The organism is Pseudoduganella aquatica (assembly GCF_009857595.1).
GTDB lineage: Bacteria > Pseudomonadota > Gammaproteobacteria > Burkholderiales > Burkholderiaceae_D > Rugamonas > Rugamonas aquatica_A.
The window spans coordinates 1-14,265 of record NZ_WWCU01000068.1; the positions used below are offsets into that span (position 1 = coordinate 1).

Genomic DNA, 14,265 nt, shown 5'->3' on the forward strand with positions numbered 1-14,265 from the left:
CGCGCCGGCCGGAACGCCAGCCAGCACACCAGGCAAGGCCGCCGCCGGCGCGCCCTCCCCGGCCGAGCTGCTGGCGCAGGCGCGCAAGCTGGCCGACCGCGGCGAAAACAAGGACGCCGCCGCAGCCTGCCACGCCGTGCTGGCGCGCGCGCCCGAAACCGCCGAAGCCTACTTCATCCTCGGCATGCTCAGCGAGCACGCCGGGCAGGCCGCGCAAGCGGAAGAACACTGGCGCCGCTGCATCTACCTGCGGCCCGACCATTACGACGCCTTATGCCACCTGGCCCTGCTGGCCGAGCAGTCCGGCAATAGCAGCGGCGCCGCCACGCTCAAGGCGCGCGCGGCCCGCATCTACCAGCGCCAGCAAAACGCCGGCACCGCGAGAGCTGAACCATGACCACCACCGCCGCACCAACCATCCAGGGTATCCACGACTGCTGGAACCGCATTGGCGTCTCCGGCGACCATAGCTGCGAGAAGCTGCAGCAATTCGTCCACTGCCGCAACTGCGACGTCTACGCCGGCGCCGCCCAGCGCAACCTGCAGCGCCCTGTGGACGCCGCCTACAAGGAGGAATGGGCCGCCCATTTCCGCAAGCCGGCGGACGACAGCGCGCAGCTCGACAGCTCCTGCCTGGTGTTCCGCATCGGCCGCGAATGGCTGTCGCTGCCCACCTCCGCCTTCCTGTCGGTGGCGCCGCAAGCCAAGCCGCACCGCCTGCCGCACCGCAATGCGCGCGGTCTGGCCGGCGTGGTCAATGTGGGCGGCAAGCTCTATCCCTGCATTGCGCTGGGCGCGCTGCTCGACATCGACGAGGCGGAAATCGAGGTCCGCACCGGCCGCCACACCTTCGCCCGGCTGCTGCTGGTGCAGTGGGAAGGCCAGCCTTATGCGCTGCCCGTGGCGGACCTGCACGGCCTGCTGCGCTACGCGGCGGCCAGCGTGCAGGCGCCCGCCGCCACCATCAACAAAGGGCTGTCGCGCTACCTGACCGGCGTGGTCAGCCACGACGGCATGCAGATCGGCTGCCTTGACGCCGGCCTGCTCGGCTACCAGCTGGCGAGGACACTGCGATGAGCCAAGACCATAACGGCGATCTGAGCCAGTTCTCCATGCAGGAGCTGTTCCGCATGGAGGCGGACGCGCAGACCGTGATCCTGACCGACGGCCTGCTGGCCATGGAACGCCACGGCGGCGACGCCGGCGCGGTGGAAGCGATGATGCGCGCGGCGCACTCGATCAAGGGCGCGGCCGCCATTGTCGGCCTGGACGTGGTGGTGCAGCTGGCCCACGGCATGGAGGACGCCTTCGTCGCCGCCCAGAACGGCAAGCTGAAACTCACGCCCAACCGCGTGGACGTGCTGCTGGCCGGCGTGGACCTGATACTGCAGGTCTCGCGCCTGGACGACAACGGCGTGACGCCCTGGCTGGCCGCCAACGGGACGCTGATCCAGCAGACCATGGACAGCATCGGCACCATCGCCTTCCTGTCGGAGCCGCTGGACAGCTACAGCCCGCCACCGCCGCCACCGCCGCAGTCCCAGCCTGCCGCCGCCGCAGTCCCCGCGCCCGCCATTCCGACGCCGGCCGACGTGGCCGCGCTGCTAGCCGAGCCGGAGGAAGCCGTCGCCGTGCCCGGCGCGCGCGGCATGGCGCCGATGAAGTCCGCCCAGAACTTCGACCGCCTGCTGTCGCTGGCCAGCGAATCGCGCATCAACGCGCACCAGATGCATCCCTTCCTGCAGGCCATGCAGCGTTTCAAGCGCAACCAGGCCAGCCTGTTTACGGTGATCGAACAGCTGCACGAAGCGGTGTCCGGCACAGCCGACGCCAGCCTGAAAGAGAAATCCCTGCTGGCCCTGCAAAAGGCCCAGCCGCTCAAGCAGTTCGTGCTAGAGCAGATCACCGACTTCGAAAACTGGGAGCGCCGCCTGCTCACGGTGTCGCAAAACATGGTGGACGAAGTGCTGGCGCTGCGCATGCGCCCCTTCCGCGATGGCGTGCAGCACTTCCCGCGCATGGTGCGCGACCTGGCGCGCAGCCTGGGCAAGGACGTCCAGCTGCGCATCGACGGCGAAGACACGCTGGTCGACCGCGACATCCTGGCCAAGATCGAAAGCCCGCTCAACCACATGCTGCGCAACGCCATCGACCACGGCATGGAACCGCCCGCCGAGCGCTTGGCGCTGGGCAAACCGGCCTGCGGCTCCATCGTGCTCGAAGCACGCCACCGCGCAGGAATGCTCAGCATCGAGATCAGCGACGACGGGCGCGGCGTGGACCTGGAAAAAATCCGCCGCACCGTGGTCGAGCGCAAGATGGCCAGCGCCGCCATGGCCGCCGCCATGTCGCAGGCCGAGCTGCTTGAATTCCTGTTCCTGCCCGCCTTCAGCCTGAAGGAAAACACCACCGAGATTTCCGGGCGCGGCGTGGGCCTGGACATCGTGCACGACGTCATGCGCCAGCAGAACGGCACCGTGCGGCTGGAGTCCGAACAGGGCGTGGGCTTCCGCAGCTATATCACGCTGCCGCTGACGCAATCCATCGTGCGCGCGCTGGTGGTCGACATCAAGGGCGAGGCCTACGCCGTCCCCATCGTCAAGGTCGAGCGCGTGATCAAGGTGGCGCAGGCCGACATCCACACGCTGGAAAACAAGCAGTTCTTCGAGCACGGCGGCGAGCACCTGGGACTGGTGTCGGCGGCACAGGTGCTGGAGCTGGGCGACAGCAGCGCCACCGGCGCCGAGCTGCCCGTGGTGCTGATCGGCAGCGGCGCGCGCCGCTACGCCATGGTGGTGGACGCGATACGCGGCGAGCAAAGCCTGGCGGTGCAGGCCATCGACCCCATCTTCGGCAAGATGCGCGACATTTCCGCCGCCGCCCTGCTCGACGACGGTGAACCGGTGCTGATACTGGACGTGCCCGACCTGCTGCTGTCCATCGACAAGCTGCTGCACGAGGGCGGCCTGCACCAGCTGGCGCGCGGCGCCGGCGGCGAGAAGCGCCGCATGAAGCGCATCCTGGTGGTGGACGACTCGCTCACCGTGCGCGAAATGGAGCGCAAGCTGCTGGTCGGACGCGGCTTCGACGTGGACATCGCCATCGACGGCATCGACGGCTGGAACGTGGTGCGCAGCGGCGAATACGACCTGGTCATCACCGACGTCGACATGCCGCGCATGGACGGCATCGAGCTGGTCAACCTGATCAAGAAAGACCTGCACCTGCACAAGCTGCCCGTCATGATCGTCTCCTACAAGGACCGGCCGGAAGACCGGGCGCGCGGCATGGCCGCCGGAGCGGACTACTATCTGACCAAGGGCAGCTTCCACGACGAGACCCTGCTGGACGCGGTGGCCGACCTGATAGGGGATGCGCACAAATGAAAATCGCCATAGCCAACGACGTCGCCATGGCGGCCGAAGCGCTGCGCCGCGTGGTGGCCAGCACCAGCGAGCACCAGGTGCTGTGGATCGCCCGCACCGGCAGCGAGGCGGTGCGCATGTGCGCCGAGAACCGGCCCGACCTGGTGCTGATGGACCTGAACATGCCGGAACTGGACGGCGTGGAAGCCACCCGCCAGATCATGGAGCAAAGCCCCTGCGCCATCCTGGTGGTGACCGGGCGCCCGCAGGACAACGTCAACCAGGTGTTCCGCGCGCTGGGCGCCGGCGCGCTCGACGTGACCGCCACCCCCATGCTGCAGGGGAAAGCCGACGGCGCGGTGGAACTGCTGGCCAAGATCAAGACCATGGACAAGCTGATACGCCACAGCGGCGGCAGCCAGGCCATGCTGCCGCGCAGCGCCAGCGCGCCCGAACGCCGGGAAGCGAAAACCACCAAGCTGGTGGCGATAGGCGCATCCACCGGCGGACCGCTGGCCGTGTCCAAGATCCTGGCCGGCTGGCTGCCGCCGCCCGGCTGCGCCATCGTGGTGGTGCAGCACATCGACGAAAACTTCGCCGAGCACTTCGCCAAGTGGCTGGGCGAACAGCTGGAGATGCCGGTGCGCGCCATCGAGCACGGCGACGAGCTGGCGCCCGGCACCGTCCTTATCGCCAAGAGCAACGATCACCTGGTGCTGGATAAAGACTACCGCTTGGGGTACGATGCCACACCGAAGGACTATGCCTACCGGCCTTCGGTCGACGTGTTTTTCCGCTGCGTGGCGCAGCATTGGCGCGGCGACGCGGTGGGTGTGCTGCTGACCGGCATGGGCCGCGACGGCGCCGAAGGCCTGCTGGAAATGCGCCGCGCGGGCCACACCACCATCGCGCAGGACCAGGCCAGCAGCGCGGTGTACGGCATGCCGCGCGCGGCGGCCGAGCTGGATGCGGCACAGTTGATACTGCCGTTAGATAAAATAGGCCCCATGCTGCGCAGCACCACCGGCAGCCGGGGCTAGCAACCAAGAGAGCGTCAATGTCCGAAAGCTTTTCCGTCCCAGCCGAACTGGAACCGGCCCTCACCGTCTTCAAGGTGCGCGTGCTGCTGGTGGATGACCAGCTGATTATCGTCGAGGCGGTGCGCCGCATGCTGAGCGACCAGCAGGACATCGAATTCCACTACGTGACCGACGCCACGCTGGCGCAGCAGACCGCCGGCCAGCTGCAGCCCACCGTGATCCTGCAAGACCTGGTGATGCCGTCGGTGGACGGCTTTGCGCTGATCCAGGCCTACCGCGAGGACGAACTGGTGCGCAACGTGCCGGTGATCGTGCTGTCGGCCAAGGACGACCCGAAACTGAAAGCCCACAGCTTTGCCGTGGGCGCCAACGACTACATGGTCAAGCTGCCGGACAAGCTGGAGCTGCTGGCGCGCGTGCGCTACCACTCGAACGCGCACATCAGCCGCCTGCAGCGCGACCAGGCCTTCCGCTTCCTGCGCGAGAGCCAGAAGAACCTGGCCGACGCCAATATCGAGCTGCAAAAGCTGGCCGCGCTGGACGGCCTGACCGGCATCGCCAACCGGCGCCGCTTCGACGAATACATGGCGGTGGAATGGCAGCGCGGCCAGCGCGAGCGCCAGCCGCTGTCGCTGCTACTGTGCGACGTGGACTTCTTCAAGATCTACAACGACACCTTCGGCCACCTGAGCGGCGACCTGTGCCTGAAGAAGACGGCCGCCGTGCTGACCGAGCATTTGAAGCGCCCGGCCGACTTGGCGGCGCGCTACGGCGGCGAGGAATTCGCCATCGTCCTGCCGGACACCATGCTGGAAGGGGCGCTCAAGCTGGCCAACTCCTGCGTGCAGCACCTGGAAAAGCTGGCCATCGAGAATCCGCAAGCGGCGCCGTTCGGCGTGGTGACCATGTCGATCGGCGTGGCCAGCGTGGTGCCCTCGCCGCACTCCAGCATCGAGCGGCTGATCGAAAGCGCCGACCAGGCGCTCTACGCCGCCAAGAAAGCCGGGCGCAACCGCGTCGTGTCGGCGTGAAGTTCGGCGGGTTACGGCGCTGCGCGCCTAACCCGCCCTACGCAATCTCACCAATCCCGGAATATCGGCGTCATCGTAGGGCGGGTTAGCGCAGCGTAACCCGCCAAAGCTCAGACAAACACCGGCTCCGGCTCCAGGCGCACGCCGAAGCGCGCCTCCACGTCCGCCTGTATCGCCTGCGCCAGGCGCTGCACGTCGGCGCCGCTGGCGCCGCCCCGGTTCACCAGCACCAGCGCCTGCTTCTCATACACGCCCGCCGCGCCCAGGCTGCGGCCCTTCCAGCCGCACTGGTCGATCAGCCAGCCGGCCGCCAGCTTTTCGCTGCCGTCGGCCTGGCGGTGGTGCACCAGCGCCGGAAACTGCTCCAGCAGCCGTTCGCACTGCGCGCCGCTGACCACCGGATTCTTGAAAAAACTGCCCGCATTGCCGATATCGGCCGGGTCCGGCAGCTTGCGGCGCCGCACGGCGATCACCGCGTCGGCCACCTGCTGCGCGCTGGGCGCGTCCACGCCCTGCTCCGCCAGCGCCTGCGCCAGCTCGGCGTAGCGCAGATTGGCCTGCCAGGCGCGCGGCAGCGCGAAGGTCACGTCCACGATAATCAGCCCGCGCTGCGCCTCCTGCTTGAACACGCTGTCGCGGTAGCCGAAGCGGCAGTGGGCCGCGCTCATTTCCAGCAGCGCGCCGCTGGCCGGATCGTAGGCGGTCAGGCTGTGGAAAAAATCCTTGGTTTCGGCGCCGTAAGCGCCGATGTTCTGGATGGGCGCGGCGCCCACCGTGCCGGGGATCAGCGACAGGTTTTCCAGCCCGTCCAGCCCGTGCGACAGGGTCCACTGCACGAACTGGTGCCAGTTCTCGCCGGCCGCCGCGCGCACATGGTGGTGCGTGGCCGTGCCCTCAAGTACCTTGCGGCCCTGGATGGCGATATGCAGCACCAGGCCGGGAAAGTCGCCCGTCAGCAGCAGATTGCTGCCGCCGCCGAGCACCAGGCGCGGCAGCGCGGCCAGCGCCGGGTCGGCCAGCGCGGCCTGCAGCTGCTGCGCCGACGCCACCCGCAAATAGTTCGCCGCCTTGGCGTCTATGCCGAAAGTGTTAAGCGAACGGAGGGAGTAGTCGTGGCTGAGGGCTAGGTTCGAGTGCATAGGCGTGTAAGTATTTTGGGGGATTATAGTGTGAAAGTGGGAAAATCGCGTCAAAAACGACCGAGCGTTCGGTCCGTTGTCCGTTAAAATGGCACATCTTTTTACGAGGCGCCGCAGCACGCGCCCACCGCACTAACTAAAGGAAAGTAACATGCCGTCGTTTGATGTAGTCTCCGAAGCCGATATGATCGAAGTGCGCAACGCCGTCGATCAGGCAAAGAAAGAAATCACCACCCGTTTCGACTTCAAGGGCAGCAGCGCCAATGTCGAACAAAAGGAGGCCGAACTGACCGCCTACGCCGATTCGGACTTCCAGCTGACCCAGGTCAAGGACGTGCTGATCAACAAGCTGGGCAAGCGCAACGTGGACGTGCGCTTCCTGGACGAAGGCAAGATCGAGAAAATCGGCGGCGACAAGGTCAAGCAGGTCATCAAGATCAAGAACGGCCTGGAAACCGAAGCGGCCAAGAAAATCACCCGCATTATCAAGGACAGCAAGATGAAGGTGCAAGCCAGCATCCAGGGCGAGTCCGTGCGCGTCACCGGCGCCAAGCGCGACGACCTGCAAGCCGCCATGGCCATGCTGCGCAAGGAAGTCAAAGACACCCCGCTGGAATTCAACAACTTCCGCGACTAAGCGGACCAGCCATCAATACCGATCCGGTGCGCATGCCGCACCCTGCCGCGGGCTGCTCCGGCCCTGCGGCGCCACGTAGTTAAGGACTGCAGATGAAACGAGTAGACGACTTCCGCCTGCGCTTCGGCGACAAGGAATACGTACCCATCATGATAGGCGGCATGGGGGTGGACATTTCCACGTCCGAGCTGGCGCTGGAGGCGGCGCGCCTGGGCGGCATCGGCCATATTTCGGACGCCATGGTGGAAGACGTGTCGGACCGCAAGTTCGACACCACCTTCGTCAAGGACAAGACCAAGCTCTACAAGTACAACATCTTCAATATGGACAAGGCCGTGGTGCAGTTCGACCTCGAACGCCTGGCCGACGCGCAGCGCCGCCACATCGGCGCCACCATGGCGGCGAAGAAAGGCCCCGGCCTGATCTTCGTGAACTGCATGGAAAAGCTGACCATGAACGGCCCGAAGGAAACCCTGCGCACCCGCCTGAACGCGGCGCTGGACGCGGGCATCGACGGCATCACCCTGTCGGCCGGCCTGCACTTCGGCTCCTTCGCGCTGATGGCGGACAATCCGCGCTTCCGCGAGGCCAAGCTGGGCATCATCGTGTCCTCGGTGCGCGCGCTGCAGATCTTCCTGCGCAAGAACGCCAAGCTGGACCGCGCACCCGACTACGTGATCGTGGAAGGCCCGCTGGCCGGCGGCCACCTGGGCTTCGGCATGGACGACTGGAAAAACTATGACCTGCACACCATCGTGGCCGAGGTGCTGGAGTACCTGAAGGGCGAGAACCTGGCCATCCCCGTCATCGCGGCGGGCGGCGTGTTCACCGGCGGCGACGCCGTGTCCTTCCTGGAAGCGGGCGCGGCCGGCGTACAGGTGGCCACGCGCTTCACGGTGACCAAGGAATGCGGCCTGCCGGACAAGGTCAAGCAGGAGTACTACAAGGCCAGTGAGGAAGACATCATCGTCAATGGCGTGTCGCCGACCGGCTACCCGATGCGCATGCTGAAGAACACGCCCGCCATCGGCGCCGGCATCCGTCCCGGCTGCGAGTCCTACGGCTACCTGCTGGACGCCACCGGCAACTGCTCCTACATCAATGCCTACAACCGCGAAGTCAACGTCAACGGCGGCAGCGACAAGGGCATTTCGGTGATGGACAAGACCTGCTTGTGCACCCACATGCGCAACTTCAACTGCTGGACCTGCGGCCACTACACCTACCGCCTGAAGGACACCACGCACAAGAAGGAAGACGGCAGCTACCAGCTGCTCACCGCCGAGCACGTCTTCAAGGATTACCAGTTCAGCACGGGCAACGAAGTGGCCCTGCCGGAAAAAGAAGCATAAAAAAAGGCGCCCCAGGCGCCTTTTCCGCACCTGGGGTCAGACCCGTGAGGTCTGACCCCAGCCCTTTAGAACTAGCCTTCGTGCGTAATACGCGCAATCAGCGCGCCCAGCACATCTTCCGAACGTTCATTGTCCACCTGGCAGGTGCCGGCGTTCTCATGCCCGCCGCCGCCGTATTCCAGCATCAGCGCGCCGATATTGGTCTTGGACGTGCGGTTCAGGATCGACTTGCCGGTGGCAAATACCGTGTTCTGGTTCTTCAGGCCCCACAGCACATGGATGGAGATATTGGTCTCCGGATACATGGCGTAGATGATGAAGCGGTTGCCCGCGTAGATGGTTTCCTCGTTGCGCAGGTCCAGCACCACCAGGTTTTTATGGATGGTGGAGCAGCGCTTGATCTGGTCCTTGCACTTTTCGCTGTGCTCGAAGTACAGGTCCTTGCGTTCCTTCACGTCCGGCAATTCCATGATCTGTTCGATCGTATGGTTTTTGCAATAGTCGATCAGGTCCATCATCAGGTTGTAGTTCGAGATGCGGAATTCGCGGAAGCGGCCCAGGCCGGTGCGGGCGTCCATCAGGAAATTGAGCAGGTCCCAGCCTTCCGGATTGAGCACTTCCTCGCGGTTGAACTGGGCCGAATCGCCCTTGTCCACCGCCGCCATCATGCCCTCCCACGAGGCCGGGAAGGCTTTCAGGCCGCCGTAGTAGTCATACACCACGCGCGCGGCAGACGGCGCGTCCGGGTGGATGATGTGGTTGCTGCGTTCGCCGGTGTTGCGGATGGTTTCGGACAGGTGGTGGTCGAAAGCCAGATGGGCCCCGGCCACATAGGGCAGATTGGTCGTGATGTCCTTGTCACTGATCGCAATTTTGCCGTCCTGCATGTCCTTGGGGTGGACAAACAGGATATCGTCGATCATGTCCAGGTGTTTCAAGAGCACAGCGCACACCAGGCCGTCAAAGTCGCTGCGGGTTACGAGGCGAAATTTTTTTGCTTCAGCTGACATGGGATACCTTTTTCGTAGAGTGACATTCACCAGCGCATCCTATGGGAAAAGATGCAATGATGAATAATACAACTCAACTCCCCGGCTTGCCCAGCACTTATGCGGGGGCCTGGCCGGAGGCGGTATTTTCTGTCTCGGCTGCGCCGCGCCGTGCCGCGCGCAGGGCTTTGTTCGCGGCCAGCAAGGCGGCCAGCACCGCGCATGCTACCCACATCGACCACAGCGTATGGGTGAGGAAGTGGGCGCCGCGCATCTGTTGCATCCAGCCCACGGCAGCGCCGAAGGCCAGCGCGGACAGCGCCACGTCGGCCGCCTTGCGCGGATTGTGCGGCAGCCAGAACACGGCCAGCCCCACCAGCCACAAAGCGCTGGACGCATGCCCGCCCGGCAGGCAATGGCCCGCCTCCAGCCAGCCCGGTATGTGCTCGAGCAGCCTGTAATACGGCTGGTAGCCGCCGTAGCGCTCCAGGTCCCAGGGGCAATGCGAGCGGCTGGCGCGTTTCAGCAGGGAAGTGATGAGCGGGATCAGGATCACGCACAGCGACATCAGCCGCACGCGCAGGCGCCACCAGTCCGGCAGCGCCCGGCGGCGGCGCGCCAGGCGCCACAGATCCCAGGCGCAGGCCGCCAGCGGCAGCGCGCCCAGCACGGTCAGCAGGGTTTTCAGCGTGCCGTGGCCAAAGGCCTCGGTCAGCCAGACGTGCTGCCAGGGGAATTCGTGCACATGGAAGTCGAACATCAGGTCGGCCAGCCACAGGTCGATGTCGCCCATGCCGATCAGCAGTATCAGCGCCGCCGATGCGGCCAGCAGCCAGGCTGCGCGCCGCAGTACGTGCCAGCCGACGAGGGTCTTATCCATGGGTGCAGGCGTTGAACATGTCAAGCGCGGGGTTGTAGACGGCCGTGCTCACGTCCAGCATGCCCAGCACGGAGTGGAACACATTGTCGTGCGAGAAGGGCTGGCTGGCGCGGGCGGCCAGGCAGCGGCGGTCGATCTTGAAGCGGTCCGCGTAGGCGTCGGAGAACCACATCATCATCGGAATGCGGCGCTGCTCAGGCGGCGAAATAATGTAGGGCGCGCCGTGCAGATACATATTCTTCTCGCCCAGCGATTCGCCGTGGTCTGAGAAATACACCATGCCGGTATCGACGCCGTCCACCGCGTTGCTCTGCTGCAGCAGCTTGATCAGCTTGTCCAGGAAGTAGTCGGTGTACAGGATGGTGTTGTCGTAGGCGGCGGTAATCTGCTCCTGGGTGCATTTCTCCAGTTCATTGGTATTGCACACCGGGCCAAACTTGCCGAAGCTGGCCGGGTAGCGCTTGGCATAGGCCGGACCATGGCTGCCCTTCTGGTGCAGCACGATGACCAGGTCCTTGCCCGGCTTGCGTATCAGTTCGGGCAAGCGCTCCAGCAGCTTCTCGTCGTAGCATTCTTCGCTATTGCACAGCGGATCGCCCGCCACCGGCTCCGACCAGTCCTCGTACTCCACCCGCGCGCAAGTGCCCTTGCAGCCGGAGTTATTGTCGCGCCACAGCACATCGAAGCCGGCGTGCTTGAGCACGTCGAGCAGGCCTTCCTGGCCCTGCGCCTTGGTGTCGGAATAGTTCTCGCGGCCCAGCGCGGAGAACACGCAGGGCACGGAAACGGCGGTGGCCGTGCCGCAGGAGGACACATTGTTGAAGTTAATCAGGCCGGCCTGCTGCGACAGCTGCGGGTTGGTATTGCGCCCATATCGGTTGAGCGAGAAATTCATGGCGCGCGCGGTCTCGCCCACCACCAGCACGGTGACGGTGCGGCGCGCCTGGCCGGCCCAGGTCACGCCCTTGGCCGCGTCGCGGCCCAGCGGCGCCACCACCTGTGGCTTGGCCCACTTCTGCTTCAGGTAGCCGTTGGTGGCCTGGATGTAGTTGGTCGGCGTGAGCAGGAAGCGCAGTTCGCGGTGTTCGCGTATGGCCGGCGCATAGGTCTTGAAGAACAGCATCAGGATGCCGGCTGCCAGCAGCAGCGAGCCGGTCACGATGCCGGCGCTGGTGAGCAGGTGGCGTCCGCGCGGCGCGAAGGTCAGCTTGGTACGCGCCACCAGCACGGCGGGCAGCACGCCCAGCAGGCCTATGGTCAGCAGCATTTTCAGGCTGAACAGCTCGCCCGCTTCGCGCACATCGGTCTCCACCACGTTCTGTATCATGGCCTTGTCGATCTGCGTGCCGTACTGGTTCATGAAGTAGGTGGCGGCCGACGTGGCCAGCAGCAGCGCAATGACTACCGGCTTGATGACCAAGCGGAAATTGACCAGGCTCAGGCAGGCATTGAACACCAGTACCAGCAGCAGGAAGGTGGCCGCCAACAGCGGCAGATTGGCGACGCTGAAGCCGCCGGTGGCCAGCAGGAAGCGTTGCCAGAAACTGTAGTTATAGGCGGCCACCAGGAAAAAGGACGCGGCCAGCGTGAATACGGGCGCACTCAGGCGCGGGGCAAATTTAACAGTCACTCGGTTTCCAGGCAGATTGGCAATAGCACGCTGCCACTATAGCCAGCGGCCGGTCAAGGCCGCGTCAACCGCGCGTTAGGAAACCGTTAAATCGCCTTAATTTGAGCCTGCGGGAGTGAAGCGGATGATAAAGATGCTGCCGCCGCCGGGACGATCCTCCAGCGCCAGGCTGGCGCCCAGATAACTGCAAATGCGGCGCACCAGGGCCAGCCCCAGCCCTGTGCCGGACGAACCGCCCGCGCCTGAACCGAGCACCGCGCCGTGCGCCTGCCCTTCCAGCGCGGCGCGCACAGCGGCGGGCAAGCCCGGCCCCGTGTCTTCCACGCTGACGCTGTTGCGTCCCATGCGCACCGTCACCGTGCCGCTGTCGGTGTACTGGCAGGCGTTGCGCACCAGGTTGCCTATCGCGCTCATGCACAGCTCGCGCGGCGCACGCACCGTAAAGTCCTCGCCGCCGGCAAACTCCAGCCGCACCGGCCGAGCCGCCACCAGGTGCTGGTGGCGTTCCGTCTCGCCGCGCGCCACCTGGCCGACATCGACCAGGGCCAGCGCGTCGAGCTGCGGCGCGCGCGCCAGCAGCAGCAGCACCGTCACGCACTCGGCGGCTTCCTGCGCCGCGCGGTAGATGCGCGCCGCCGGCGCGTAGCCGGCGCTGCCCTTCCCTTGCGCCATCAGCACTTCCGCTGCGCCCATGATGACGGTGAGCGGACTGCGCAATTCGTGGCTCACGTCACCGGTGAAGAAGCGCTCACGCTCCAGCACGTCGCGCAGCTGCGCGGTATGGGCGGCGTAGGCGCGCGCCAGTATGCCCAGCTCGTCGCGGCGCCCTTCCAGCGACACATTGGGCTGGTCGGAACTCACCGCCTCAGCCATATCCATAATCGGCGTGACCAGGCGGCGCGCCACGTAGCCGCCCAGGAAATAGGAGAACAGCAGGAAACCCAGGAAGCCGATGGCGAACAGGGAATACACCGCCAGCTCCACTTTTTCGTAGTCGCTTTCATGATCGACCGCCACGTACTCGCCCAGGGCGTCGTGCCCGGCCAGGATATGCAGGCCCACGCCGTCCACGGTTTTTTCCTGCACGCCGGGCGGCAGGCCGCGCAGCGACGTTGGAATATCCGCGCCGCGGTGGAAGCTCAGTCCGGCCGGCATTTCCACCGGCAGCATGCCTGCCGCGCGCGGCGCGGCCCAGGCCGCCACCTGGCGCAGGCGGTTATCGACCAGGTGCTCCTCTATGCCCTCCACCGCGAACGCGGCGATCAGCGCAAAAAACAGCACGAAGCCGAAGGCGTAGGTGGTGTAGGCAACGACGATGCGCCGCCGCAGGGAATTAAACGGTTTCATCGTGGCTGACCAGTTTGTAGCCTATGCCGGGCACGGTGCGCAGCATGGCGAAGGGATAGGGTTTGTCCAGCGCTTGGCGCAGCGCGTGCAAATGGGTGCGCAGCGCGTCGCTGTCGGGCCGGTCCTCGCCCCAGACTTCCTGCTCCAGCGTTTCGCGCGGCACCAGGCGCGGCGCTTCGCGCATCAGGCAGCGCAGCAGCACGTAGCCGGTCTTGGTCAGCACCAGCGGGCGGCCAGCGCGCGTGGCGGTATAGGTGCTGGTATCGAAAGTCAGGTCGCCCACGCGCAGCACGGGCGCCGCCGCATGGCTGCCCTTGGCGCGCCGCACCAGCGCCTTCAGGCGCACGTCCAGCTCCACCAGGGAGAAGGGCTTGACCAGGTAATCATCGGCGCCGGCATCGAAGCCGACCACCTTGTCGGCCAGGGTGTCGCGCGCGGTCAGCATCAGCACGGGCGTGGGGTCGTTCAGTTCGCCGCGCAGCTTCTGGCACAGCTCCACACCATTCAAGCCCGGCAGCATCACGTCCAGCACCACCGCGTCGTAGCGGTTCTGCGAGGCCAGGCCCAGCCCGGCGTAACCGTTGACGGCGGAGTCCAGCACATAGCCCTTGGGCTCAAAGAATTCGTAAAGGTTGGCGACAATGTCGGGATTGTCTTCGATGATGAGCAGGCGCATGCGGTATTTTACTTCCAAATGCGAAAAACCCCGCCAGGATCACCTGACGGGGTTTTTCTTTATAACTAGCCTGACGATAACCTACTTTCACACTGGTTGCAGCACTATCATCGGCGCAAAATCGTTTCACGGTCCTGTTCGGGATGGGAAGGGGTGGGACCGATTTGCTATGGTCATCA

At 65.4% G+C, this 14,265-nt stretch carries 13 protein-coding genes and 1 rRNA gene; 7 read left to right on the top strand and 7 right to left on the bottom strand.

Features of this window, described 5'->3' with window-relative positions; genetic code table 11:
• The 5 genes from GTP77_RS28845 to GTP77_RS28865 all read left to right on the top strand — a co-directional run.
• Positions 1-397, top strand: a 397-nt coding sequence (locus GTP77_RS28845; RefSeq protein ID WP_371869414.1) for a tetratricopeptide repeat protein, incomplete at its 5' end; no start/stop codon positions are given.
• Positions 394-1,077, top strand: a complete 684-nt coding sequence (locus GTP77_RS28850) for a chemotaxis protein CheW (RefSeq protein ID WP_161075596.1) — start codon at positions 394-396, stop codon at positions 1,075-1,077. The genes GTP77_RS28845 and GTP77_RS28850, both read left to right, overlap by 4 nt.
• The gene (locus tag GTP77_RS28855) at positions 1,074-3,386 is read left to right on the top strand and encodes a hybrid sensor histidine kinase/response regulator (RefSeq protein ID WP_161075597.1); all 2,313 of its coding nucleotides are present in this window, start codon (positions 1,074-1,076) and stop codon (positions 3,384-3,386) included. Before GTP77_RS28850 ends, GTP77_RS28855 begins: the two co-directional genes overlap by 4 nt.
• A complete protein-coding gene (gene cheB / locus GTP77_RS28860; RefSeq protein ID WP_161075598.1) occupies positions 3,383-4,405 on the top strand; it encodes a chemotaxis-specific protein-glutamate methyltransferase CheB in 1,023 nt (340 codons plus the stop codon). Before GTP77_RS28855 ends, cheB begins: the two co-directional genes overlap by 4 nt.
• Before the next feature lie 17 nt (positions 4,406-4,422).
• Positions 4,423-5,436, top strand: a complete 1,014-nt coding sequence (locus GTP77_RS28865; RefSeq protein ID WP_161075599.1) for a diguanylate cyclase — start codon at positions 4,423-4,425, stop codon at positions 5,434-5,436.
• A gap of 110 nt (positions 5,437-5,546) precedes the next feature.
• Here GTP77_RS28865 and murB read toward each other — a convergent pair whose 3' ends face one another.
• Positions 5,547-6,575: a UDP-N-acetylmuramate dehydrogenase gene (gene murB / locus GTP77_RS28870; RefSeq protein ID WP_161075600.1), complete on the bottom strand. Its 1,029-nt coding sequence runs from the start codon at positions 6,573-6,575 to the stop codon at positions 5,547-5,549.
• A gap of 151 nt (positions 6,576-6,726) precedes the next feature.
• On the opposite strand from murB, the gene GTP77_RS28875 reads away from it, so the two are divergent.
• Complete coding sequence (locus GTP77_RS28875) at positions 6,727-7,212, top strand: YajQ family cyclic di-GMP-binding protein (RefSeq protein ID WP_025595779.1); 486 nt, start codon at positions 6,727-6,729, stop codon at positions 7,210-7,212.
• Between the two features lie 92 nt (positions 7,213-7,304).
• The gene (locus tag GTP77_RS28880) at positions 7,305-8,564 is read left to right on the top strand and encodes a nitronate monooxygenase (protein ID WP_161075601.1); all 1,260 of its coding nucleotides are present in this window, start codon (positions 7,305-7,307) and stop codon (positions 8,562-8,564) included.
• A 71-nt stretch (positions 8,565-8,635) separates the two neighbouring features.
• Here GTP77_RS28880 and GTP77_RS28885 read toward each other — a convergent pair whose 3' ends face one another.
• From GTP77_RS28885 to rrf, 6 genes are all read right to left on the bottom strand, one after another.
• Complete coding sequence (locus tag GTP77_RS28885) at positions 8,636-9,574, bottom strand: exopolyphosphatase (protein WP_161075602.1); 939 nt, start codon at positions 9,572-9,574, stop codon at positions 8,636-8,638.
• 97 nt (positions 9,575-9,671) lie between these two features.
• Positions 9,672-10,433 (bottom strand): phosphatase PAP2 family protein, encoded by a 762-nt coding sequence (locus tag GTP77_RS28890; protein WP_161075603.1) that lies wholly within the window; start codon positions 10,431-10,433, stop codon positions 9,672-9,674.
• A complete protein-coding gene (locus GTP77_RS28895) occupies positions 10,426-12,063 on the bottom strand; it encodes a phosphoethanolamine transferase (RefSeq protein ID WP_161075604.1) in 1,638 nt (545 codons plus the stop codon). The genes GTP77_RS28890 and GTP77_RS28895 overlap by 8 nt, the downstream gene beginning before the upstream one ends.
• 96 nt (positions 12,064-12,159) lie before the next feature.
• On the bottom strand, positions 12,160-13,410 hold the full coding sequence (locus GTP77_RS28900) for a sensor histidine kinase (RefSeq protein WP_161075605.1): 1,251 nt from the start codon (positions 13,408-13,410) through the stop codon (positions 12,160-12,162).
• A complete protein-coding gene (locus tag GTP77_RS28905; protein WP_161075606.1) occupies positions 13,397-14,086 on the bottom strand; it encodes a response regulator transcription factor in 690 nt (229 codons plus the stop codon). Before GTP77_RS28905 ends, GTP77_RS28900 begins: the two co-directional genes overlap by 14 nt.
• A 68-nt stretch (positions 14,087-14,154) precedes the next feature.
• Positions 14,155-14,265 (bottom strand): 5S ribosomal RNA (rrf, locus tag GTP77_RS28910); the annotation flags it as partial.

Coding starts and splice junctions, on each gene's coding strand:
- GTP77_RS28850 (WP_161075596.1), top strand. CDS start 394: ATGACCACCACCGCCGCACCAACCATCCAGGGTATCCACGACTGCTGG.
- GTP77_RS28855 (WP_161075597.1), top strand. CDS start 1,074: ATGAGCCAAGACCATAACGGCGATCTGAGCCAGTTCTCCATGCAGGAG.
- cheB (WP_161075598.1), top strand. CDS start 3,383: ATGAAAATCGCCATAGCCAACGACGTCGCCATGGCGGCCGAAGCGCTG.
- GTP77_RS28865 (WP_161075599.1), top strand. CDS start 4,423: ATGTCCGAAAGCTTTTCCGTCCCAGCCGAACTGGAACCGGCCCTCACC.
- murB (WP_161075600.1), bottom strand. CDS start 6,575: ATGCACTCGAACCTAGCCCTCAGCCACGACTACTCCCTCCGTTCGCTT.
- GTP77_RS28875 (WP_025595779.1), top strand. CDS start 6,727: ATGCCGTCGTTTGATGTAGTCTCCGAAGCCGATATGATCGAAGTGCGC.
- GTP77_RS28880 (WP_161075601.1), top strand. CDS start 7,305: ATGAAACGAGTAGACGACTTCCGCCTGCGCTTCGGCGACAAGGAATAC.
- GTP77_RS28885 (WP_161075602.1), bottom strand. CDS start 9,574: ATGTCAGCTGAAGCAAAAAAATTTCGCCTCGTAACCCGCAGCGACTTT.
- GTP77_RS28890 (WP_161075603.1), bottom strand. CDS start 10,433: ATGGATAAGACCCTCGTCGGCTGGCACGTACTGCGGCGCGCAGCCTGG.
- GTP77_RS28900 (WP_161075605.1), bottom strand. CDS start 13,410: ATGAAACCGTTTAATTCCCTGCGGCGGCGCATCGTCGTTGCCTACACC.
- GTP77_RS28905 (WP_161075606.1), bottom strand. CDS start 14,086: ATGCGCCTGCTCATCATCGAAGACAATCCCGACATTGTCGCCAACCTT.